Origin of the sequence: Chryseobacterium sp. 22458 (assembly GCF_052044975.1) — a bacterium.
GTDB lineage: Bacteria > Bacteroidota > Bacteroidia > Flavobacteriales > Weeksellaceae > Chryseobacterium.
In genome coordinates this window covers 1-23,852 of sequence record NZ_JBQEOA010000006.1, presented here as the reverse complement: position 1 = coordinate 23,852, position 23,852 = coordinate 1, and the positions used below count along the sequence as shown (strand labels likewise).

Below are 23,852 nucleotides of genomic sequence, written 5' to 3'. Positions count from 1 at the left end.
TTATATTGATTTCCAATTTTAAAGCATAGAAGATCTTTAAACAAAACGGTACAATCATGAAAACTCAAGATAGTTGGAGGTATTTTTATTCGTTTCATTCCCTCATCTCCACTATACGCAGTTAGTTTTTATAATAAGCAAGTTGGAAAAATAATTCATTTTGTTTTTTATAATTTATTTTAATAGTTAGGGCCATTACCATATTCAAATAATAATAAATATTTTCACACCACATCACAAAATATTAAGCCTGAGCTATTAAAATAAATTTTTTAATCAGACCAAAAGTAATTTCTTCTAAATAACAGTTTTATAAGGGGACCGCAGGAAAATTTTTCTGCGGTTTTTTTTATGAAATTTTACTCCACTTATTTTTTCCTTTATAATACCGGATATAATAGTTCCTTATGATCATATTGTCTGGTCTGGTTAGCATAGGATCAGCTTCCAGAATTCTGTCAACTGTATTTTTTGTTGTTTTGATGATGGCTGAATCATTGACAAGATCCAGTCTTTTGAAGTCTACTACACCACTTTGCTGGGTTCCCAGAATATCACCGGGACCCCGGAGCTGCATATCTACTTCAGATATTTTAAAACCGTCGTTTGTCTCGGCCATGGTTTTGATGCGGGTTCTGCTTTCTTTAGATAATTTATCAGAGGTCATAAGGATGCAATAGCTTTGCTCAGCCCCTCTTCCTACACGCCCTCTGAGCTGATGAAGCTGTGAAAGACCAAACCTTTCGGAACTTTCAATCACCATTACCGATGCATTGGGAACATTTACTCCTACCTCAATTACTGTAGTAGCTACCATAATTTCAGCTTTCCCCGAAGCAAAATAGGCCATAGCCGCATCTTTCTCATCAGGTTTCATTTTTCCGTGAAGCATGGTTACATTGTAATCTGAAAAATAATCCATAACGTGTTCCAGACCTTCCATAAGGTTTTTATAATCCAGGGTTTCAGATTCCTCAATCAATGGATATACAAAATACACCTGTCTTCCTTTCTTAATCTCATCCTTACAGAAATTGTAAACATAAAGTCTGTCTTTTTCACGTCTGTGAGCGGTGATAATAGGTTTTCTTCCCACCGGCATTTCATCAATCACAGAAACATCCAGATCGGAATAAAAACTCATGGCCAGCGTTCGTGGAATTGGTGTTGCCGTCATTACCAGAATATGAGGAGGTATTTTATTTTTAGCCCATAATTTTGCCCTTTGTGCTACCCCAAACCGGTGTTGCTCATCAATAATGGCAAGACCAAGATTTTTGAACTTCACTTTATCTTCTAAAACGGCATGGGTTCCTACTAAAATAGAAAGACTTCCGTTTTCAAGTTCTTCATGGATAATCCTTCTTTCGGCAGTTTTGGTGGAGCCGGTCAGAAGACGTACATTGATTCCTGTTTTTTCAAGAAGATCTTTAATTCCATTATAATGCTGCTGGGCAAGAATTTCGGTAGGAGCCATCATACAGCTCTGGAAACCATTATCCATAGCAATGAGCATCGTAAGTAACGCCACCATTGTTTTTCCCGAGCCTACATCTCCCTGCAACAGTCTGTTCATCTGGATCGGCCTTTTCATATCCATCCGGATCTCCTTTAAGACCCTTTTTTGCGCATTCGTAAGCTCAAAAGGAAGATGGTTCTCATAAAAACCGTTGAAGTGATCCCCGATGATAGGGAAGGGGTTGCCATAGGACTGTGTTTTATGATGAAGCTTTTTCAAACCGTATCCCAGCTGAAAAAAGAAGGATTCTTCAAACTTTAACCGGAAATCAGCTTTGTCAAAATGCTCCAGATCTTTAGGGAAATGTACGTTGAGAAAAGCATGCTGTCTGGACATCAGCTTGAAAGTCTTCATCAGATATTCCGGGAAATTTTCTTCAATAAGATTCGGGATTTCTTTACAGATATTTTTCAGGGAATTCTGAAAGAACCTTTGGCCAAGTCCTCTTTTGGTCAGTTTTTCAGAACTCGGATAAATAGGCTTCAGCCGGGTATCGCCCTCTTTTTTTTCTTCTACAGCTTCAATTTCCGGATGAGGCATCGAAAACTGACGGTTGAAAACATTGATTTTCCCGAAAATATAAACCTCTCTGTTGATGGGCAGCTGCTCTTTCAGCCACTTTGAATATTGAAACCATACAAGATCCATACTTCCGGTTTCATCATTGAATTTAGCAGATAATCTTTTGGTTTTTCCGGTCTGAATTTCCTGAACCTGGGTGATTTTTCCTTTCAGCTGTATCTCCTGGCTGCTCTCTTCCTGAAGCTGCGATACTTTATAGACCTTGCTTTTATCTAAATAGCGGAGAGGATAGAAGTTGAGCATATCTTCTACGGTAGATAAGCCCAACACACCTTTGATGAGTTTGGCTCTTTCCGGGCCTATGCCTTTTACGTATTCTATGGAAGTATCTAATGTCATTTGAAAAACGAGCCCTAATTTCGGGAAAATAGCTGGGATTTGAAATTTTTCATTCCAAAATATTAAAAATTGAGGCATGAAAAAGGCTTTCAGATCCTGAAAGCCTTTTTATGTATTTAATCTTTGATTTTAGATTTGAATTTTTTCTGGTAATCTTCCCATTGTTCCCGGGTTCGGATCTTTTTAAAAAGATCTTTTGAGATCAGTTCCAGATAAGGTTCCAGTTCTTTTGCAGATAATTCTCCCTGAAGAATGGTAATCGGGTCACCATGTTCATCCAGAAAAACGGTACTTGGAACAGCTCCTACATTCATATACTGGGTAAATTCGTGCAGGGAGTTTCTTCCTTTCTTTTGCTCTGTGTTCGGGTTGGAAAATGTTCTTCCAAAAATTTCAAGACTTTTTTTCTCTTCTGCATTAAATTTTACCGGATAATAATTTTCATTTAAGATCTGGGCTATTACAGGATGACCGTATGTTTTTTTGTCCATGATCTTACATGGCCCGCACCAGTCTGCGTAAAAATCGATAAGGATCTTTTTAGGATTTTCCTTTTGGGCTTTTAAAGCTTCTTCAATGGTCATCCATTTTACCTGGGCGAAACTAAAGTTTAATAGTAATAAGAGAACTATGCTTAAAATTTTCTTCATAATTTGATTTGATATTTACGTAAAAATAAGCATAATTACTTATTTTCTATTTTACCTCCTGCATTAATTTTTTTACAAACGGAGATATCAAAATTAATACCACTCCGGCAATTACGGCGTATAATCCTAATTGTTTATATCCATCGGTATAAGTGATCAAAGCATCATAGTTGGTAGAACCTTCTTTTGCTGTAGCAAGGCTGGCCCCGATGATCCCCGCAACATATTGCCCGTAAGCAGAAGCAAGGAACCACATTCCCATCATCATCCCCTGAAGGTTCTTCGTAGAAAGCTTGGTCATGATCGATAATCCGATAGGAGAGAGACAAAGTTCTCCAAGGGTAATGATCAGTAATGCCAATGTGAAGAAATTAAGGGAAGTAATCCCCTGAATGTTGGCAAAGAGACGGGTGGCAAATAAAACATAATATCCTAAACCTAGGAAAATGAATCCCAAACCGAATTTAATAATGGTGTTCGGCTCAATTTTTCTTTTATTCAGCCAGATCCAGAGAAGCCCGATAAGCGGTGCCAGGAAAATAATAAAGAAGGCTCCTCCTGAATTGTTTACTCCGTTTGGATCAAGTCCGAGAAGATCTTTATTCAGGTTTTTTGCAGCGAAAATACTCAAAGAACCTCCACTTTGCTCATAAATACCCCAGAATATAATGGAGAAGATAATGAAAACCAGTGCTGCCCAAAGCTTTTTGCGCTCAGAAGCTGTTACTTTAGACATTTCGTAGAATAAGTAGATCAATGTCAACGGACCTATTGTCCACATAAAATAATCGGTATATTGTGTTTTGGCAACCATGGTCATAATAACCGGTACAAAAATCAATGACAGAACATAAACTCCATATTCTTTCCACTTCGGAATAGGAGCTGTTTTCACTTCAGCTAAAGGATGCCCCGGCTGAAGTCCTATAGTTCCCAGTCTTCTTTGGGTAAACACAAAGTTGATTAAGCTCACTACCATTACGATGGAAGCTAATCCAAATGCGATATGCCATCTCATTTCTTCAGCAATGATATTACCAAGAAACTCTCCTTTACCAATAGCAATACATAGATAACCTCCTAATAATGCCCCCAGGTTAATCCCTGCATAAAAAAGGGAAAAGCCTGCATCTGCTCTTGAATCATTAGGCTTATAAAGCTGGCCTACCATGGATGAAATATTAGGTTTAAAGAAACCTGTTCCCACTACGGTAAATGCAATTCCCAGGAAAAAGAATTTATGCGGATCGGTTGCCAGAATCAAACTTCCGACAATCATCAGAAGCCCACCCCAGAAAAGTGATTTTCTGAATCCTAGAATTTTGTCAGCAAAAAGACCTCCCACGAAAGTAAAGGCATATACAAAAGCCTGTGTGGCTCCATACTGAAGGTTGGCTTCTCTTTCATGGAAGTTGAGCTGTGAGATCATAAAGAAAACAAGCATTCCACGCATTCCGTAGAAGCAGAAGCGTTCCCACATTTCAGAGAAAAACAGGCTCCAGATCTGTCTGGGATATTTTCCTTTGAAATTTTGTATTTCATCTAAAGTTACACTCATAATGATGTATGATTAAGTTTTAATTAAGGGTTTTTATTGTTCTGATCCAGTTCAAAACGGATTCTGTCCTGGTCGATGATTTGTTTCAATTCTTCTTCTTTTGGGAGGTACAGCAGGTATTTGTTGGCAAATAAATTGTTTTTATCATTCAGTACGGAATATTTCACAATAGTTTCGTCCTTTTCGGAACACAAGAGAATTCCGATGGTAGGATTATCTCCTTCGCCACGTTTCAGATCATCATACATTCTTACGTACATATCAATCTGCCCGATATCCTGATGGGAAAGCTCTCCGGTTTTCAGATCAATAATGACAAAGCATTTTAATATGTAATTATAGAAGACAAGATCTATGTAGAAGTCCGACGTATCCGTTGAAATATGCTGCTGTCTGGCAACAAAAGCGAATCCTTTTCCAAATTCCAGTAAAAACTTTTGGATATGATCAATAATAGCCGTTTCAATTTCTTTTTCGGAGAACTGTTCATCAGCTTTTAAACCTAAAAATTCAAAAATATATGGATCTTTTAAAACGCTCTGTATGTTTTCAGCCGGTGATTTTTTATGTTCAAGAACTCTTTCGTAGGCAAGGGAATTGATCTGTCTTTTTAAATCTCTTACATTCCAATTATTCTGTACTGCCTCATTGAGATAATACTGTCTTTTGTTTTCATCATCCTGGCTGGAAAGCAGCCGGTAATGAGACCAGCTCAATTGTAGAGACAATGTGTCAACAATTGGGAATGCAGTGTAAAACTTGCGCATATTGGAGAGATTGGTATAATCAAACCCTTTTCCAAATTCTAAACTAAGCTTCTGAGAGAGATTTTTTAAAGTATATTTCCCATATTCCGCACGTTCTTTTCCCTGTTGTTCATCTTCAACAATAAGTTTTCCAATCTGCCAGTAAGTGAGCAGTAGAGTAGAATTCGCTATTCGAAAAACTTTTTCGCGCGACTGCCTAATGATCTCCTTTACGGATTGGAATAAAGAATCTTCGGAAATTTCCATCATACGAAAATAAAAAAAACCTCTGACTTAGCAGAGGTTTTTATTCATATTTTGTGAATACACTTAGTTGACACCGTGCATCATTTTCTTTAAGATAGGTGAAAGTAAACCTAAAATCACCGAAGCAATACCACAAAGTACAACGAATACCATAAAGAATTCGAATAAATTATGGATTTCAAATCCTACAAATGTAGGGTTATGCAATGGTAACTGAGCTTTTTCGAATGCTGCTACCTGATCAGCTGTAAGGGTTACTTTTTTATCCAGAACATCCTGTAAGTTAACCCCTATTTCCTGAGCTTTTTTAAACTTATCACCTGTTGCAGGGATAAGCGCTCCTAATGAACCTGCCAAAGCATAGCCGGCAGCATTGGAAATGAAGAATACACCATACAATAACGAAGCAAATCTCTTTGGAGCAAGCTTACCTACCAATGATAAACCGATTGGAGAAAGACAAAGCTCACCACAAGTCTGGATGAAATAAAGTAGCATTAGCCATTTGATAGCTAATAAACCTGAGTTTCCTAAATCTTTTACATTGTGTGCAATGATAAAATAAGAAAGAGCGATTAATGCTAATCCCATCGCTTGTTTGAATGGAGATACCGGCTCTTTTCCTTTTGCTCTAAGCTTATCCCAGCATAAACTGAAAGGAACAGCCAGAATAACCACGAAGATTCCGTTAAAGATCTGAACCATTGAAGGCGGCATATTCCATCCGAAGATATTTCTGTCGGTCTGGTTATCTGCAATAAACGTTAAAGAAGATCCTGCCTGCTCGAATGCAGCCCAGAAGAAAATAATAAAGAATGAAACGATATAGATTACCCAGATTCTCTGTCTCTCAATCTTGTTTTCTGCAGAAGACATGATCAGGAATGCTAAGGAAATACCTGCAGCATAAATGAACGGATAAATGATTCCTTTGATCATTTGCCCCATCTCCATAGAGTTGAATCCAAGTTCTCCTACCAGTAAATATCTGAATACAAAGAACAGGACAGCAAATATACCTACAGTGATTCCTAAAGACACCCCTGAGAATTTTGCCGTCTGAGATTCTCCTTCTTCGAAATCTGCAGTACTGTTATTTTTTGGTAATCCTCCGATAGGTCTTCCTTCCGGAGTTACAACATATTTATTTTTAAGGATGAAGAATGTTACAGTTCCAATAAGCATCGCAATTGAAGCTGCCAGGAATCCCCATTTGAAAGCGAAAATATCTCTTACTCCGGTTGCAGCATCTTTTACATCACCTACGTAAGGACAGATAAACTGACCTAAGAATGCTCCGATGTTGATTCCCATATAGAAAATGGTGAATGCAGAGTCCAGCTTAGACTTTTCCTGCTTTGGATAAAGACTTCCCACCATTGAGGAAATATTCGGTTTGAAGAATCCATTACCAAAGATGATAACAAATAAGGCAAGCCACATGATAAGTTTAGCGCTTCCAAGATCAGCAGAGAACGTTGAGGCACTGATGAATAATAAAAACTGACCAATCGCCATCAGTGATCCACCTACGATAATGGCAAATCTGTTTCCGATATATTTATCAGCAATGAAACCACCCAAAAGAGGTGTTAAATAACATAAAGCCAGGAATCCACCATAGATGATCGCAGCATCTGCTTCTTTTATCAATAAGGAATTTACCATGAAGAGCGTCAAAAGTGCCCTCATCCCATAAAAGTTGAAACGCTCCCACATTTCCGTTCCGAAAAGAACCCATAACCCTTTTGGATGTCTGGAATTCTTATTCTCTACAAATTCATCCGGTTTCGGACTCAATGCTTCAATATTATCCATTTTTACTGTTAATTTTTGTTAAGACTGACAAATATAGTTTATTTTAGGTTTTTGGCAAGTTTTTAATTTTATTTTTAAATAAAAAAGCTGCAGATCCATCTGCAGCTTGATATTCTTTATAATATTAAGGATTAGTGTCCTTTTTCCTTCATGATTTTATTTAATCTTTTTAACATGGAAAGACCTAAAAGGGTAGCAAATATTAACAAAGCGAAATTCACAAGGAAGTAATTCGTCTTGTTTTCGTAATTGTACCATGTACTTGCCAGGATTCCTGAAAGTTTATTCCCCACAGAATTCGCCAGGAAGAAACCTCCCATCATCAATGCTGTGATCCTTGCAGGTGAAAGTTTGGAAACGAAAGAAAGCCCCATTGGTGAAAGGCATAATTCCCCAATTGTAATTACTCCATAACTTGCTACAAGCCACAAAGGAGAAACTTTTACAGCCCCGTTATCTCCGGCCATTACTGCCAGTACCATGACCAGACATGAAAGCCCTGAAATGAATAATCCCAGAACGATCTTTGTAGGCGTTAACGGCTCTTTTCCTTTTCTTCTAAGAAGTGCCCAGAAACCAACGATAACAGGAGTTAAAGCAATTACCCAGAATGGATTGATAGACTGGAATAATTCCGTGTTGTACAGATAAACTTTACTTTCAGGGTTTTGCTCAAGCGCAGCACGCTGTTCAGGAGAGATATTTTTAAAGTAAACGTCTTTTCCCGTTTCTTTTTTGGTTTCTCCTTTATCGTCTTTTTGAGCCCGGAACTGATTATCATATACAGGTGTTTCTTTATCTTCATAGCTTTTACCATCCACCATATAGATTCCTTCCAATGGTTTTTCAAGAGAGGCAGGAACACTTCTGTCCGTATAATAATTAGCCCATCTTGTCAAGGCTGTACCGTTTTGTTTGAAAACAGCCCAGAAAAACATACTGATCAGGAATACGGAAAGTAACGCACCAATTGATGCTTTTTCATCTGGCTTAGCTTTAAAGTAAAGAGAAGCGTAGAAGTAAATAACAGGAACACAGGCGAAAATAAAGGCATCCGTACTGTCGCTTCCAAAAATATTATTGGGAATAAACCAACCTATAGCTCCGGCAGCAATAGCGGGAACAAATACTTTCATCATGATCTCGGAAAGCTTTGTATCTCCCTCCTGTACAGGCTTCATCTGTGCAGCGTGAATATAATGTTTTCTTCCGATGGTAAAAATAACCATACCAATCAGCATTCCCACTCCGGCAGTGATAAACGCTTCACCCCAACCGAATTTATTACGCATAAAGGCTGCGATAATATTACAGATAAACGCCCCGATATTGATTCCCATATAGAAAATATTATACCCGGAATCTTTATTGGCTTTGTAAGGCTCTTCAGAATAAAGATTACCTAAAAGAGTAGAAATAGTAGGCTTAAAGAAACCGTTTCCGATAATAATCAATGCAAGAGAGGTATAAAATAACGGTAATTCTTTGAAAACACCCATTCCTATATAACCGGCAGCCATCAGAAAACCGCCAAGGTAAATAGATTTGATATACCCTAAAACCCTGTCAGCCAGAAACCCTCCGATAAAAGGAGTAAGATAGGTAAGTGCAATATAAGTTCCGAAAATATCATCAGCCGTTTTGTCAGGCAGTCCAAGGCCTCCTTTCATGCCGGCAGGCTCAATCACATACAGAACAAAGATTCCAAGAATCAGGTAGTACCCGAAACGCTCCCACATTTCTGTGAAAAAGAGATAGGGCAGCCCTTTAGGATGTTTAGTCTTCATATATTCAAATTTCAATTCCCCCAAAAGTAAGTTTTTAATTTCAATTGATAAAATAAATAATGCAGGCGTAAATGATTAATGAAATTAATAAGAATCCCTTCCATAATTTTGAAAGGGATTTTTATAGTGAGTCTTAATTTTTTTGGTTTACCGGGGGTGGTACAGGAGCCTGTACATTGATGATTTCAACAAGTTTATCAGCAACCTTTATTTTTACAGCACCATTGATAAAGTTTTGCATTTCTTTTTCATGAGCTGTAAAGGCCTTCTCAGGAGATCCTGCACTAAGGGTTGCACAATACAGATCGTCGGTGATAAAGTGGTTCCGGATAATATCATAACCGGAATCTACGTCATGAAACTGTATGTAGAACATTTCCACCCCGTTCACTGTTCTGAATTCCGTTTTCCTTATTTTATAATGACTCGGGTTCATCAGCAAGTTTGTAAGAACGCTATTTCTGATATCATGCAACGTAGTTCCTTTGTCTACAGGAGAACTTCCAAAAGAGGCCTGTAAATCTTTGTTTAAAGTCCCTTGCAATGAAAATTCTCCAAGAGTATATTGATGCTGTTCCTCTGTAATGCTCCATTGTTTCGGATCATAATAAAACCCGGCATCTGTTCTTTTGCTTTGGGCTAATGATGTAGCAGTTTTAGAAAAATCAAACCTGCTTTTGCTGATCAGTGTATTTTCATAAAAGCCTTCCGTTTTTTTATTCATAAATTTCCATTGACCATTACCGGAAAGGATTATCTTTTGATCTCCAGCCGTAGAGGCCTCCAGTGTGGTGAAGCTTCCCAGGCTGTCACTATAGGGTTTCCAGGTCTTATCTTCAAAAAGCATAACCTTTCTGCCGTCATTTGTTACAGCTGTCTGTGAAAACAGTGCAGACCAGCATACCAGAAATAGTAAATAAAATACGGATTTCATCAATCAGTCCTATAAATTATTCAGGATAAAATCCGTCATTTTCTGATACAGCTGAGGTCTTGTCTGTCCACCATAGATTCCGTGGTTTTTATCCGGATAGGCCATGAAATCAAACTGTTTTTTGTTTTGGATCAAAGCCTCCGAAAATTCCATAGAATTCTGAAAATGTACATTGTCATCAGCTGTTCCGTGGATTAATAAAAACTTGCCTTTCAGTAAACTGGAATATTCTGTAGGAGAGTTCTTATCATATCCGTCCGGATTTTCCTGAGGGGTTCTCATAAATCTTTCCGTATATACAGAATCGTAATATCTCCAGTTGGTAACCGGTGCTACAGCAATTCCCATTTTGAAAACATCTGCTCCCTTAGTCATTGCCAAACTGGTCATATATCCTCCAAAGCTCCAGCCGAACATTCCGATTCTGCTTTTATCAATATAAGACTGGTTTCCGAACCACTTTGCAGCGGTAATCTGGTCTTCTATCTCATATTTTCCCAAGTTCATATAAGTTACTTTTTTATATTTAGCCCCTTTATAGCCTGTTCCACGCCCATCTACACATGCCACGATATAGCCTTTCTGTACTAGATGATTGAACCACATTGCATTTCCGTTGTCCCATGAATTGGCAACCTGCTGAGATCCCGGGCCGGAATACTGGAACATAAACAACGGATATTTTTTATTAGGATCAAAGTTTTTAGGCTTCATGACCCATGCATTCATCTGATCTCCTGCTGCATTGGGAATCGTAATGAATTCTTTTTCAACAAAATTATCTGTTTTTAATTTCTGCAACTGATCATTGTTGTTCTGAAGCTCTTTTACCGCTTTTCCGTTTCCGTCTTTTAAAACATAGGTATAAGGTCTTGCCGCAGTAGAAGATGTTTCAATGAAGTAGCTGTAATTTTTGCTGAAGTTGGCAGAGTTGTTTCCTTCTGTATTGGAAATCAGCTGCGACTTTCCGTTTTCAATATTTACTTTGGAAACCACTTTATTGATGCTTCCTTTTTCTGTAGTCTGAACATAGATTTCCTTAGATTTCGGATTGAAACCATAGTAATCCGTTACTTCCCAGTTTCCTTTAGTAATCTGCTTTTTAAGCTTACCGTCTTTGTCATACCAGTACAGATGACGGTTTCCGTCTCTTTCAGAAGCCCAAAGGAAAGAATTGTCCTCAAGGAACTCTAAAGTAGGACTGTCTGTATCGATCCATTTTTCATCAGTTTCAGTGAATAGTTTTTGAACCGCTCCTGTTTTGGTATTCACTTTTAAAATATCTGAAGCATTCTGAATTCTTTCAGACGTAATCAGAACCATTTCATCCGGTTTTGCAGTCTGAAAAACATTAGGGATGTAATAATTTTTAAAAGATCCCAAGTTCAGCTGCATTGTTTTTCCGTTATCAAGACGGTAAAGCTGTGCTGAAACAACAGAATTTTTTTCACCTGCTTTCGGGTATTTATAACGCATTTCAGCGGGGTACAGGTTTTTCCCATAGATCGGAATATAAATTTCCGGAACCTGGCTTTCGTCAGACTTTACAAATACAATGGCATCAGAGTTTTTCGTCCATTCATATTGTCTTGCATGCCCGAATTCTTCTTCATAAACCCAGTCTGCCAGACCATTAAGGATGGAGTTCTTTTTACCATCGGTAGTGATCTGCGTGATTTTTCCTGAAGCAAGATCCTGATAATACAGGTTGTTATCTGAAATGAAAGCCACTTTTGTAGCATCAGGTGAAAATGTAGGTTCCTGAACAGGTTTCCCCTCATTCAGGCTGATTACTTTTCCGGACTTCAGGTCTTTTACATCAAATTTACCAAGGAAAGAATGCCTGTAGATAGGCTGGCTCCCGGTTTGTAAAAGGATTTTAGACTCATCATCAGAGAAAATATAGCTTTCAAACTTTCCGTCAACAAGATTTCCTTCTTTCTGAGACGTTTTGTAAGAATATTTAGCAATTCCCGTAGGTTCAATAACCAGGTAATTTTCACCGTTTTTCATGGAAGTGATTCCGGCAATGCCCTTTCCACGGTAGTATCCTGAATATATTTTATCTAATGTGATTTCCTGTGCTGACACATTATGGAATACTGCTGCAACAGTAAGAGTTAAGAGTAGTTTTTTCATTTCTAATAGTAATGGATTTCAAAGATAATAATTTTATTAAAATCTGTAAAAAAGCTTTTCAAATACGCTTTTTGGCAAAAAAATTGAATATCATTAAGTATAATCAAATCAAATAATAATTATGGAAACGAATGCATACAACCAGAAACTCAACCGTTACGTATTAAACGACCAGATTGTTTATACAGGTTTTTCCAGTTTTAAAGATGCTGAAGAATGTGCCCATAAAAAAGGGGGTACATTGGTAGAAGTAGGTTTCAAGGACGGAAATGATAATCCCGAAATTACTGATGAAGCAGGATTGATAGAAAAAAAGCTTCATTATTATGTGTATGCAGGCGATGAATATAAATTTATCCATTCTTCTGATCCCGGGTTTAGAAAATATGCGGATGAACTGCAGAAAATTAAAGCAAAACAACAGCAGTCTCCACCCGATGAAAGATATTTAGCCAATTTTGAAATTGAAAATGCTGAAGACCCGATTATTGTGATCAAAAATGATCATTTCGAATCGGTAACATCACGAGAGCGTTCAAAATATTTGAAACATGCCAGAGTTTATGAACTAGGGGTATCCCTGCCAAAATCTTAAAAAAAACAATCATGAGCAAGACGAAATATTCAGAAAAAGCTCAGGACAAAGTAGGAAAAGTTATGCACGAATTCAAGGAAGGAAAACTGAAATCTTCTTCCGGAAAGAAAGTGACGAGCAGAAAACAAGCCGTAGCGATCGGTATTTCTGAAGCGAGAGAAAAAGGTCTGAAAGTGCCTTCAAAAAAGAAAAGTAAATAACATATCAATAAACAATGCCTGGAAATTTCCAGGCATTTTGTATGTTTTAGATAAGGTTTTAAGGTAAATACCTTTTCATTATTTTATATCATTATAAAGCACCTTGTAGTATTCATCAGCCATTCTGTCGCTGTTGAACTGATCTTTTACATCATTCATCGCATTCTGCTGTATTTTTCTCCACTGGTCAGGGCGGTCATAATAAGCCGGAAGAATTTCGTTCTCAAGGATCTCATACAGCTTATTAAGATCATAATTATCCTGCTCATAAATGCTCATGTTCAGGTAATCTGCTTTAGGTACTACAAACGAGTTTTCGCCGTGTTTTGCAAATTCAGGAATCCATCCGTCATCGGTGGATAAATTGACAGAACCGTTCATGGCAGCAGTCATTCCGGAAGTGCCGGATGCTTCTCTTGGAACCCTTGGATTATTAAGCCACAGATCTGAGCCCTGCTTCAAAGATTTACTCAATGAAAGTTCATATCCGGTAAGCACAGCCATATTTTTGTGGTTTTTACTTTCTTCCACCAATGTGTTGAACGTGGAAATAGCAGAATAGTCCATAGGATAAGGTTTTCCTGCCCAGATGATCTGTACCGGATATTTCGGATTGTTCAGAAGTCTGTAGAATCTGTCTTTATCATGTAAAAGTAAGTCGGCTCTCTTATAACCGGCAAATCTTCTGGCCCAGACAATGGTGAAGATATTCGGGTTGAACAGATTTCCTGTCTGGTCTGCAACAATGCTGAAGAGTTTTTTCTTTAAATGTTTTTTACGGTAATCGAAAACAGTTTCATCATTTTCGTCTTTGGCATTGTAAAGAGGTTTGTCTGCCCAGTATTTGAACTCCTGGGCATTGGTAATGGAAGTAATTTCGCAGATGTCCGGATATTTATTCCACATCGTTCTGGAAACTACACCGTGAAGCTGGGAAACACCATTGGCAATTCTAGCCATTTTCAGGGCACACAGCGAATGATTGAAACGGTCGTCATCTGTTCCCTCAATACTTTTTACTTCTTTCATGCTGTAGCCGGAGAAATAAGACATGTCGTAGCACAGTTTAAAATTATGCTTTTCATTTCCTGCTTCTTCCGGAGTATGGGTTGTGAAAACCAGTTTCTCTTTTACTTTATTAAGATCTCCGTTATATTTTTTCAACAGATAAAAAGCAGCCGGAAGGCCATGTGCTTCATTCAGATGATAGACCTCTCTTTCAAAGTTCATTTCATCCAGTAGCTTGGCACCTCCTTTTCCTAATAAAATATACTGGGCCAGCTTTGTAGATTCGTTGGCATCATATAATTTATGACAGATTGTTTTTGAAACGTGATCATTTTCAGGAACATCGGTGGAAAGAAAGAACATTGGTGCCGTATTGAAAATTTCCGGGTCAAGATACCATACTTTTACCCATACCGGGGCACTGTGGATCTCGATCTGGAATTTTATTCCCGTATCTTCCAGAAAACTGTACATCTTTCTTGTCCATACCGGCTGAAGGGTTTGGTCATGATTCCTTGCCTGGTCATAATATCCGAATTTCCAGAGAATACCGATGCCGATAAGGTCCTGCTTCAGGTTATAGGCACTCCTCATATGAGAACCTGCCAGAAAGCCCAGGCCTCCGGAGTATATTTTAAGTACCTGCTCAAGGGCAAACTCCATTGAAAAATAGGCGGTTTTTTTTGAATATTGGGGATTGATGTTGTAGGGTATTTTAAAATTCCTAAAATCCATAATGCGGGTTTGTGTTATAAGGGGCAAAGGTATTAATTATGAAAATAAACTTTACATTAATTAATCAATAAATTAATTTTAAAAGTGGGTGTTGAATTGTTTTTTTACTTATCTTTAAGTGTGTAAAATTTTGATTATCAAAAACTTTTAACGATGAAAGCCATTGGATGAATGGGTCCTTTAATCAAATAAAAAAATCACACATGAAAAAGACATTTTCTGATGAAGATCTGATTAAGAATCTGAGTTTATATTACCTGAACCGGCATTTGAAAAAAAAGCCCATAGAAAAGTATCACCGTACCATAGACGAATCTCCGCTTCATGACCGTGAAAAATACAGAAAGAAGTCTGAGATTTTGCTGCTCAACTCTTTTATGCATCATTTCCCTGAGGTGAAATTTGAAAACCTTACCTGCGAAAGCCCGGACTTCATCGCCAAATTAAACGACAAAAAAATCGGAATAGAACTGACCGAAGTAATCAATCATCTTGAGATGAAAAAAGTGGAAAGCACTTTGAATAAAATGTTCCGTCAGGCAGAAATATTATTAGAACAGGAAGACACCACGAAGTATCGTGGTGTTTATTTTTTAGAATTCCATCCGGATACCAGACTTGATAATCTGGAGATACAGCAGGAGAATATCATCAGTATTTATAAGAGCATCAAAAAAAATAAGCCGACGGGCTGTGTAAAAAGTATCAGGAAATCTTTCCACAGGAGAAATGTATTTATTACCCATGAGTACAGTATGAATCTGTTTGATGAGCTCTGCTCTGAGAAGATCCTTGAGCTTATAGAAAAGAAAAATGAAAAATTTCCCTATTATGATACCTCAGTTGACGAATGCTGGCTGGTTATTGTTTCCGATATGAATTCTATTGCTTCAAGATATACTTTTATTCAGGATAAAGAACACCTGGCAGAAGTGAAAAGTCCCTTCCATAAAATTTTTCACCTTGAAAATCTTTGTGGAAATATTACAAGTATAAAATAAGTGGTATTATGATTTGTATTGTTTAATAAATTGCTTTTTTTATTTAAAATATTTTAAAACTATTTGAATTTTATTGTTTGTAATTAAATTATGGGTATATTTGGTATTCGTTGAATCTCAAGCTGATTCATCATTAAACTTAACCATAAAAACAATATATCTATGAGAAAACTTTTACTTTTTCTTCTTCTCTGTATATCTCAAACATTTTATTCTCAGGCCGATTGTGCTACAGCGCTTTCAGTTTGCGGAAATTCAAACATTACCTATAGCCCTTCAGGATATGGGAACATCAAGGAACTTGTCAACTCGGGAAGTTGTATAGATTTTACGGGGGAGCATAATTCCATCTGGTATAAAATTACCATTGCTACAGGAGGTACCCTTACTTTTGATCTTATTCCCAATAATCCCGATGCAGATTATGATTGGGCCATTTTCGGCCCTAATGTAAATTGCGGAAGCCTTGGGGCTCCGATACGCTGTAATGCGGCAACAGTTATAGGACCAGGACCTGCTACAGGATTAAATATGACAAGTACAATTACTAATGCTGCCGGAGGTTCTCTTACCCCTTACTGCAGGTATATGGATGTATTGCCCGGACAGACCTATTATTTATTTATCGATAACTGGGTGAGCAGTACCAGCAGTACAACAGCTCCATTTTCTCTGACGTGGGGAGGAACAGCCACACTGGCATCTCCGTTTACTGACCCGAATATTCAGCCTCATCCTTTTAATCCTCCGGGAGTTCCGGCTGCCAATCCTGCCGATCCAAGGGAAGTGGTGATCTGTGCCAGAACAGTTTTATTTGATTTTTCTACATTATCAGTAGGAATCATTAATGGAAATCCGAACTTCAGCGTAAGTTATCATGTGAATCAAAACGATGCATTGACGGGAAATAATCCTATTACAGCTCCTACAACTGTTGATGTTGGTACCAACACAATTTATTTTTACAGTATCAACTATACGGATCCTTCAAATCCAAACAATCCGCTTAATAAATGCAGGCAGGTAGGAAAATTTAAATTTAAGAATGGTGCTATTACAGGTAAAAACGCCACATTAACAGGGTGTAACAATAATAATGCGGGGACCGCTCTTTTTGATCTCACAACAGCTGATGTATTTGCCGGTACCAATGTAACTAAAAAATACTATCATACAATGTCAGACCTGAATGCCGGAATCAATGAAATTACAATTCCAATGGCATTTGTTTCTGCAGAAGGCGTTATTTATGTGAAAATAACTTCTGAGTTTGGGTGTACTACTGTAGCACAGATCACGTTGAAATTCTATCCGGTAGTGCAGGTGAAAGATGTTGTCCTGAAATCATGCTTTATAGAGAGCAATCCGTCTACGGCATTATTCAATCTGACAAATGCTGCGGTAGCTGTTCAGCAAAGTCCTGTTCCTGTTAAAAAATATTATCCTTCATTGGCAGATGCGGTTGGCCAGACCAATGAAATTCTGAATGCCGGTACTTATATAGCTCCTAACGGCTTTGTATATGTAAGGGTTTTCAATAGTCAGGGATGTTATAATGTGGCAAAAATTACTCTTGAGGTTATTCCGCCGGTATATTCCGATGTTCTGAAAGATAAAACTATTTGCGTTGAGGATCAGACAACACTGGATGCAGGTCCTGGATTTAAAAGTTACCAATGGAGCACCGGGGCTACTACCCAAACCATCAAAGCAGGTATTGGAGAATATTGGGTGAAGCTTAAAACAGGAGAGTGTATCACAACACAAACCGTAAAAGTTCTGCCTTCGGATCAGCCCGTAATTTCAGGGGTTGAGATTTCTAATAATACATTGACCGTATCTGTAACCGGAGGAACGCCACCTTATCAATATTCAATAGATAATATTGTATGGCAGGAATCCAATGTTTTCAACAATCTTGCAAGAGGAGAGTACAGGATATTGGTAAAAGATGCCTACGACTGCGATCCTATGGAAGTAGATGTTGTGGTTCCAAATCTTGTTAATGTGATTACTCCTAACGCAGACGGAATCAATGATGTGATAGATTATTCTGCACTGTCCAATAAGCAGAATCTGATCCTGAGTGTTTTTGACAGATATGGAGGCAAGATGTTCCAGGCAGATAAAACCAATGGCTATAAATGGGACGGAACCCTGGGAGGAAGAAGAGTACCTACCGGAACCTATTGGTATTCTGTGACGTGGAACGAAAATGATAAAAAGAATACTCCTATTAAATTTTCAGGGTGGGTATTGGTAAAAAACAGAGAATAATTATAAATAAAGTACATAGATAAAACCACTTCATTTGAGGTGGTTTTTGTTTTTAAAAATATTTACATTCGTTATCAAAATAGAAAAAAATGAAAGACCTGTTTATAAAACGTTTTGAATATTATAAATCACTGGGAAATAAAGCTTTTGATCAGCTTACGGATGAACAGATTTTCTGGCAGTATAATGAAGAAAGCAACTCCATTGCTTTGATTGTAAAACATGTTGCAGGAAATATGCTTTCAAGATGGACGAATTTTCTGACGGAAGACGGAGAAAAGCAAGGGCGTAACCGGGATGAAGAATTTATAAACACCTTCAAAACCAAAGACGAAGTTCTTGATTTCTGGGAAAAAGGATGGAAATGCCTGTTTGAAGCGTTAAGCCAGATCAATGATGAAAATATCTATTCAACAATTTATATCAGGGGAGAAGCGCATTCGGTGATGGATGCTGTTTTCAGACAACTCGCACATTATCCTTACCATATCGGTCAGATGGTGTATATCGCTAAAATGATAAAAAATGAAGACTGGAAGACACTTTCCATTGCCAGAAACCGGTCTCAGGAATTTAATGCGGAAATGAAAAAAAAACTTTCAGGTAATGACGAGAGTGGAAATTCATCTCCCGTATGTTTTCAAAACAGCCCTGAAGTAAGGGATGAATATAAACAATAGACTGAATCAATCTTGAATTCTCATTAAAATTACTATCTTTGCACCCATAAAATTCAGGAGTAACAAATGTCTACTTTTCACAGAACTGCCGCATTTCATACACTTGGCTGCAAATTAAATTTTGCGGAAACATCTACTATTGCCCGCCAATTGACAGATGCAGGTTATGATAAAGTAAGTTTTGACGATAAGGCTAATGTATATGTTATTAATACATGTTCCGTTACTGAAAATGCTGACCGTGAGTGCAAGCTGCATGTAAAGAGAGCAATGAAAGCCAATCCGGAAGGGCTGGTGGTAATTGTTGGGTGCTATGCACAGCTAAAGCCTGAAGAAATTTCACAGATTGAAGGAGTTGACCTGGTTTTAGGAGCAAAAGAAAAATTCAATATTCTGAGCTATCTTGATGATTTGGAAAAATCAGAGAGTGAAGGAGTGGTTCATTCATGTGAAATTGAAGAAACCGACTTCTTTATCGGAAGTTATTCTATAGGAGACAGAACCAGAGCTTTCCTGAAAGTTCAGGATGGCTGTGATTATAAATGTACCTACTGTACCATCCCGTTAGCAAGAGGGATTTCCCGTTCTGATACTATTGAAAATGTTCTTAGGAATGCTACGGAAATCGCTGCAAAAGACATTAAAGAAATCGTTCTTACCGGAGTAAATATCGGTGATTACGGTAAAGGGGAATTTGGAAACAAAAGACACGAGCATACTTTCCTTGATCTTATTTCAGAACTGGATAAAGTAGAAGGAATCGAAAGAATCCGTATCTCTTCTATTGAACCGAACCTTTTAAAAGATGAAAGTATTGAACTGGTTTCTAAAAGTAAAAGCTTTGTTCCGCATTTTCATATTCCGTTACAGTCCGGAAGCGATGACTTGTTGAAAAAAATGAAGCGCCGCTACCTGACGAAACTTTATAATGACAGAGTCAACAAGATCCGTGAGGTAATGCCTCATGCGGCTATCGGTGTAGATGTTATTGTAGGCTTTCCGGGAGAAACGGAAGAGAAATTTATGGAAACATATAATTTCATTAACGAGCTTCCTATTACTTATCTTCATGTATTTACTTATTCTGAAAGAGAAAATACAGAAGCAGCAGCAATGGACGGTGTTGTTCCGGTAGCTGAAAGAAAAAAACGAAACAAAATGCTCAGAATTCTTTCTGAAAAGAAGAAAATGGCATTTTATCAGACCCAGTTGGGAAAAACGCTTCCTGTACTTTGGGAACACGAAAATAAAGACGGGAAAATGTTTGGCTTCACAGAAAATTATGTGAGAGTCCAGAAAGACTTTGATCCTGCATCCGTAAATCAAATCGAATTTCTAAATTTAGAAAAAATCCTGTCAGATGGCACGGTTTCTGTGCAATCTTCCTACCAAAGTTTTTTAGCAAAAGCATAGGCTCTTTGCAAAATTTCTACTAAATTTATTTTTAAACTTTTAAATACTACATTCATGAGAGATAAGTTTTTATCTTGGGGAATTGTATTAGTAGTGGCTACATGGGTTATAGCACTGCTGATCAGAGCGCATTACTGGATACCGACGCTGTTATCCGCAATCTATGCATTGGGTGTTTACAATGCTTACCAATCGAAACATGCTATTTTGAGGAACTTTCCTGTATTGGGGTACTTCAGGTACTTTTTCGAAAGTATTTCACCCGAAATGCAGCAGTATTTCATTGAAAGGGAAACAGATGGGAAACCATTTCCAAGGAACCAGCGTTCTGCAGTATACAGACGTGCTAAAAATTTAAGTGATACGGTAGCCTTCGGTACACAGCTGGAAGTGAATCACAGAAAATATGAAGGAATCAAGCACTCTATTTATGCTAAATCTCCATCAGAAGAGCTTCCGAGAGTCTGGGTAGGAGGAGAACAGTGTACACAGCCTTATCATGCCTCTTTATTCAATATTTCGGCAATGAGTTTCGGAGCTTTGAGTGACAGGGCACAGATTTCATTGAACAGAGGAGCTAAAAAAGGAAATTTTTATCATAATACAGGAGAAGGAGGTATTTCACCTTACCATCTGGAAGGAGGAGATCTATGCTGGCAGATCGGAACCGGATATTTCGGGTGCCGTGATGATGAAGGAAAATTTAATCCTGATTTATTTACCAAATATTCAACCCTTCCCAATGTGAAAATGATTGAAATCAAATTATCACAGGGAGCAAAACCGGGACATGGAGGAGTGCTGCCGGGAGTGAAGAATACTCCGGAAATTGCTGCCATCCGTCACGTCACTCCGGGAATGACTGTTATTTCACCACCATCACACACCGCATTTTCTGACGCTGCCGGACTGCTGAGGTTCGTACAGCAGCTAAGAGAGCTTTCAGGAGGGAAACCGGTCGGGTTTAAACTATGTATAGGAGATACCAGAGAATTTGAAGATATCTGCGTACAGATGAATGTGCTGAAAATCTATCCGGACTTTATTACCATTGATGGAGCGGAAGGAGGAACAGGAGCTGCGCCACCGGAATTCTCAGATGGAGTAGGGATGCCGTTGGAACCTGCTTTGATCTTTGTAAACCGAACACTTAATAACTATAATGTAAGAAATAAACTGAGAGTGATTGCCAGCGGTAAGGTGCTTACCAGTCTGGATATCCTGAGAGCAGTTGCCATGGGAGCGGATATGTGTAATAATGCAAGAGGATTTATGTTCTCTTTAGGATGTATTCAGGCTTTAAGATGTAATTCCAACAACTGTCCTACAGGGGTTGCTACACAGGATAAAATGCTGATCAAAGGGCTTGATGTAACGGATAAAGCAGAAAGAGTATATCACTTCCATAAAAATACACTGCATACCTGCAATGAACTGATTGCCGCTGCCGGAAGAAGTTCTTATGAAGAAGTTGATGCCAGCATGTTTATGAGAGGTGATGAGTTTGATCATCTTGCAGATCTTTACTTTCCGGATATTTTAGGGAACGTAAAACAGAAAGCAAGATCATAATGTAGTGATCAATAAAAATAAAAACCACCTGAATAAGGTGGTTTTATTTTTATATGTATGAAATATTTTATTGTTTCTGATCAGCAGGTCTGTCTGCTCTTCCGTAGATCTGGAAGTTGAAGATAAAGGTCCTGTTTCTGTAAGACTGGTTCAGATAAGGATAGTGAGCGTTTCTTGCAAATGCAGCTCTTGAAGGTACAATAATTACGCCCTGAAGATTATACGGTGCATCACTTGGTAGGTTAAATGCTTTGAATTTTTGCAAAGCTTCCCTGAAACCTGAGATCTGATAGTACCCTGGTTGTTTGGCGGCATCCGTTGTAGCATCCGTTAAGGTCTTCTTTTTCACGTAATAGTACATAGGGTCTACGTAAGGAACTACATTTCCGTCAATTGTATTTAAAAAAGTAGTTTGCGCAATGAATGATACATTTCCGTTGCTTTCCCCTGCAAGGCATGCATAAGATCTACCCATAATTTTAATGATATCGGACTCTTTGATTTCTTCACCCGGTGAAGGCTGAGCTCCGTCTCTCATGATATAGATGGTACCGGAAGGCAATGTCTGGGGATTCAGCTCCGATAATTTCTTTTGATGATCATCAGCAGTATCAGTAGCGCTGAAAGCTTTTATATTTCCCTGCACATCAAGATAGTTTTCATCCATAAACTTTCTAATGGCCTGATCATCATAGTTGTTCTGCGTAGCAATCTCCTCTGGCTCCACGTATCTTTCTACGTCATCATCTTTTTTACATGCAGAAAAGCATAAAGATCCGGCAAGGATATATAAAAATATTTTTTTCATTTCAAAAAACTTTAATTACTTTACAAATAATATAACGGCAAAAGTATAAAAAATTATGAGAATAGATAAATTTTTATGGAGCATTCGTTTTTATAAGACGAGAAGTATTGCAGCAGAGGAGATTAAAAAGAACAGAGTTTCTATCGGAACGTCTGCCGTAAAGTCATCTAAGGAGGTAAAAGAAGGAGATACAATCAAGATCCGTAAAAATCAGATTGACTATAAAATAAAGGTGATCCAGATTCCTAAAAGCAGAATAGGGGCAAAGCTGGTTCCGCTTCATATACAGGATGTGACAGATAAAGAACAGTACGAACTGCTGAAACTTCGTAAGATGTCTCAGGACTATTACAGAAATAAAGGAGAAGGAAGACCTACTAAAAAAGACAGAAGAGACATGGATGATTATGTAGGCAATGATATTGATGCTGATTTTACAGACTGGGATGACTTCTTCGGTGAAACAGGTGGCGATGCAGAAGATGAAGATTAAAATAAAAATAAAAATAAAAAAGCTCTAGAGATAGAGCTTTTCTATTATTTCGCTGACAATATCCTCCGGCTCCCGTGAGTCTGTGCCCACCGTAAACTGTGCTTTACTGTAAAACTGATTTCTTTCGAATAAATGCTTGGCAATAAATTCCGGAAGATCTTCATCCGATATGTTGGCAATCAACGGCCTTTTTTCTTTTTGTTTGGATAATCTTTCCACCAAAGTGCCTACAGAAGTTCTTAAAAAGACACTTTTAGAATTATGATTAATGATCTCCATATTATTATAATAAACAGGAGTTCCCCCACCAAGGCTTAGTACTACATTCTCTTCAGAAGCCAGTATTTCTTCCAGAGCCTCCCTTTCCAGTTTTCTAAAGTAAATTTCACCCTTTTTTTCAAAAATTTCAGGAATGGTTAATTTATTTCTTCTGGAAATCTCTTTATCGAGGTCAATGAGTTTAAAATTTATTTTTTCGCTTAATATTTTGGAAATGTGAGATTTGCCACTTCCCATGTATCCGATCAATGAAATTACCATGAATTTTTTTTTAAACAAATTTGCGAAAAAGTTTTGAGATAAAGAAAAAAGTCATATCTTTGCACCACTTAAAACAAGGGACATTACTGAAATGAAAACTTGATGAGTAAGTGACCGACTCGGTAGCTCAGCTGGTAGAGCAATACACTTTTAATGTATGGGTCCTGGGTTCGAATCCCAGCCGGGTCACA

19 protein-coding genes and 1 tRNA gene are annotated in these 23,852 nt (G+C 37.9%); 9 read left to right on the top strand and 11 right to left on the bottom strand.

Going from position 1 to position 23,852, the window contains the following annotated elements; all coding sequences use genetic code 11:
* Positions 1-349 precede the first annotated feature (349 nt).
* The 8 genes from recG to ACTJJF_RS18675 form a co-directional block, all read right to left on the bottom strand.
* On the bottom strand, positions 350-2,440 hold the full coding sequence (gene recG, locus ACTJJF_RS18710; protein WP_440700627.1) for an ATP-dependent DNA helicase RecG: 2,091 nt from the start codon (positions 2,438-2,440) through the stop codon (positions 350-352).
* A gap of 116 nt (positions 2,441-2,556) precedes the next feature.
* A complete protein-coding gene (locus ACTJJF_RS18705; protein ID WP_065400607.1) occupies positions 2,557-3,090 on the bottom strand; it encodes a thioredoxin family protein in 534 nt (177 codons plus the stop codon).
* A 46-nt stretch (positions 3,091-3,136) separates the two neighbouring features.
* A complete protein-coding gene (locus ACTJJF_RS18700) occupies positions 3,137-4,648 on the bottom strand; it encodes a peptide MFS transporter (protein WP_440700626.1) in 1,512 nt (503 codons plus the stop codon).
* Between the two features lie 23 nt (positions 4,649-4,671).
* Positions 4,672-5,664, bottom strand: a complete 993-nt coding sequence (locus ACTJJF_RS18695; protein ID WP_440700625.1) for a PDDEXK nuclease domain-containing protein — start codon at positions 5,662-5,664, stop codon at positions 4,672-4,674.
* A 60-nt stretch (positions 5,665-5,724) separates the two neighbouring features.
* Complete coding sequence (locus tag ACTJJF_RS18690) at positions 5,725-7,479, bottom strand: peptide MFS transporter (RefSeq protein WP_440700624.1); 1,755 nt, start codon at positions 7,477-7,479, stop codon at positions 5,725-5,727.
* A gap of 131 nt (positions 7,480-7,610) precedes the next feature.
* Entirely contained in the window at positions 7,611-9,266 is a 1,656-nt protein-coding gene (locus ACTJJF_RS18685; RefSeq protein ID WP_312302068.1) for a peptide MFS transporter, read from the bottom strand.
* 133 nt (positions 9,267-9,399) lie between these two features.
* Complete coding sequence (locus tag ACTJJF_RS18680) at positions 9,400-10,200, bottom strand: hypothetical protein (RefSeq protein WP_440700623.1); 801 nt, start codon at positions 10,198-10,200, stop codon at positions 9,400-9,402.
* A gap of 9 nt (positions 10,201-10,209) precedes the next feature.
* Positions 10,210-12,339 (bottom strand): S9 family peptidase, encoded by a 2,130-nt coding sequence (locus tag ACTJJF_RS18675; protein WP_440700622.1) that lies wholly within the window; start codon positions 12,337-12,339, stop codon positions 10,210-10,212.
* 121 nt (positions 12,340-12,460) lie between these two features.
* Here ACTJJF_RS18675 and ACTJJF_RS18670 point away from each other — a divergent pair, with 121 nt between their 5' ends.
* Both ACTJJF_RS18670 and ACTJJF_RS18665 read left to right on the top strand, forming a co-directional pair.
* The gene (locus ACTJJF_RS18670; protein WP_065400614.1) at positions 12,461-12,934 is read left to right on the top strand and encodes a hypothetical protein; all 474 of its coding nucleotides are present in this window, start codon (positions 12,461-12,463) and stop codon (positions 12,932-12,934) included.
* An 11-nt stretch (positions 12,935-12,945) separates the two neighbouring features.
* Positions 12,946-13,134, top strand: a complete 189-nt coding sequence (locus ACTJJF_RS18665; RefSeq protein ID WP_002984739.1) for a DUF6496 domain-containing protein — start codon at positions 12,946-12,948, stop codon at positions 13,132-13,134.
* Positions 13,135-13,212: 78 nt separating this feature from the next.
* Here the strand turns inward: ACTJJF_RS18665 and glgP are convergent, their stop codons facing one another.
* On the bottom strand, positions 13,213-14,877 hold the full coding sequence (gene glgP / locus ACTJJF_RS18660; RefSeq protein ID WP_312302075.1) for an alpha-glucan family phosphorylase: 1,665 nt from the start codon (positions 14,875-14,877) through the stop codon (positions 13,213-13,215).
* A gap of 203 nt (positions 14,878-15,080) precedes the next feature.
* Between glgP and ACTJJF_RS18655 the strand changes: the two genes are divergently transcribed.
* From ACTJJF_RS18655 to ACTJJF_RS18635, 5 genes are all read left to right on the top strand, one after another.
* Positions 15,081-15,878, top strand: coding sequence for a hypothetical protein (locus tag ACTJJF_RS18655; protein WP_440700621.1), 798 nt, complete (start codon positions 15,081-15,083; stop codon positions 15,876-15,878).
* Positions 15,879-16,040: 162 nt separating this feature from the next.
* The gene (locus tag ACTJJF_RS18650) at positions 16,041-18,155 is read left to right on the top strand and encodes a T9SS type B sorting domain-containing protein (RefSeq protein ID WP_312302079.1); all 2,115 of its coding nucleotides are present in this window, start codon (positions 16,041-16,043) and stop codon (positions 18,153-18,155) included.
* 89 nt (positions 18,156-18,244) lie between these two features.
* A complete protein-coding gene (locus tag ACTJJF_RS18645; RefSeq protein WP_312302081.1) occupies positions 18,245-18,835 on the top strand; it encodes a DUF1572 family protein in 591 nt (196 codons plus the stop codon).
* 66 nt (positions 18,836-18,901) lie between these two features.
* Complete coding sequence (mtaB, locus tag ACTJJF_RS18640; RefSeq protein ID WP_440700620.1) at positions 18,902-20,248, top strand: tRNA (N(6)-L-threonylcarbamoyladenosine(37)-C(2))-methylthiotransferase MtaB; 1,347 nt, start codon at positions 18,902-18,904, stop codon at positions 20,246-20,248.
* A 54-nt stretch (positions 20,249-20,302) separates the two neighbouring features.
* Positions 20,303-21,820, top strand: coding sequence for an FMN-binding glutamate synthase family protein (locus ACTJJF_RS18635; RefSeq protein WP_065400621.1), 1,518 nt, complete (start codon positions 20,303-20,305; stop codon positions 21,818-21,820).
* Between the two features lie 67 nt (positions 21,821-21,887).
* On the opposite strand, the gene ACTJJF_RS18630 is transcribed toward ACTJJF_RS18635, so the two are convergent.
* Complete coding sequence (locus tag ACTJJF_RS18630) at positions 21,888-22,628, bottom strand: hypothetical protein (protein ID WP_440700619.1); 741 nt, start codon at positions 22,626-22,628, stop codon at positions 21,888-21,890.
* Positions 22,629-22,683: 55 nt separating this feature from the next.
* On the opposite strand from ACTJJF_RS18630, the gene ACTJJF_RS18625 reads away from it, so the two are divergent.
* A complete protein-coding gene (locus ACTJJF_RS18625) occupies positions 22,684-23,121 on the top strand; it encodes an RNA-binding S4 domain-containing protein (protein WP_065400623.1) in 438 nt (145 codons plus the stop codon).
* A 24-nt stretch (positions 23,122-23,145) separates the two neighbouring features.
* On the opposite strand, the gene ACTJJF_RS18620 is transcribed toward ACTJJF_RS18625, so the two are convergent.
* Positions 23,146-23,661 (bottom strand): shikimate kinase, encoded by a 516-nt coding sequence (locus ACTJJF_RS18620; RefSeq protein ID WP_065400624.1) that lies wholly within the window; start codon positions 23,659-23,661, stop codon positions 23,146-23,148.
* A gap of 116 nt (positions 23,662-23,777) precedes the next feature.
* Here ACTJJF_RS18620 and ACTJJF_RS18615 point away from each other — a divergent pair.
* Positions 23,778-23,850, top strand: a tRNA-Lys gene (locus ACTJJF_RS18615).
* Positions 23,851-23,852: the final 2 nt, after the last annotated feature.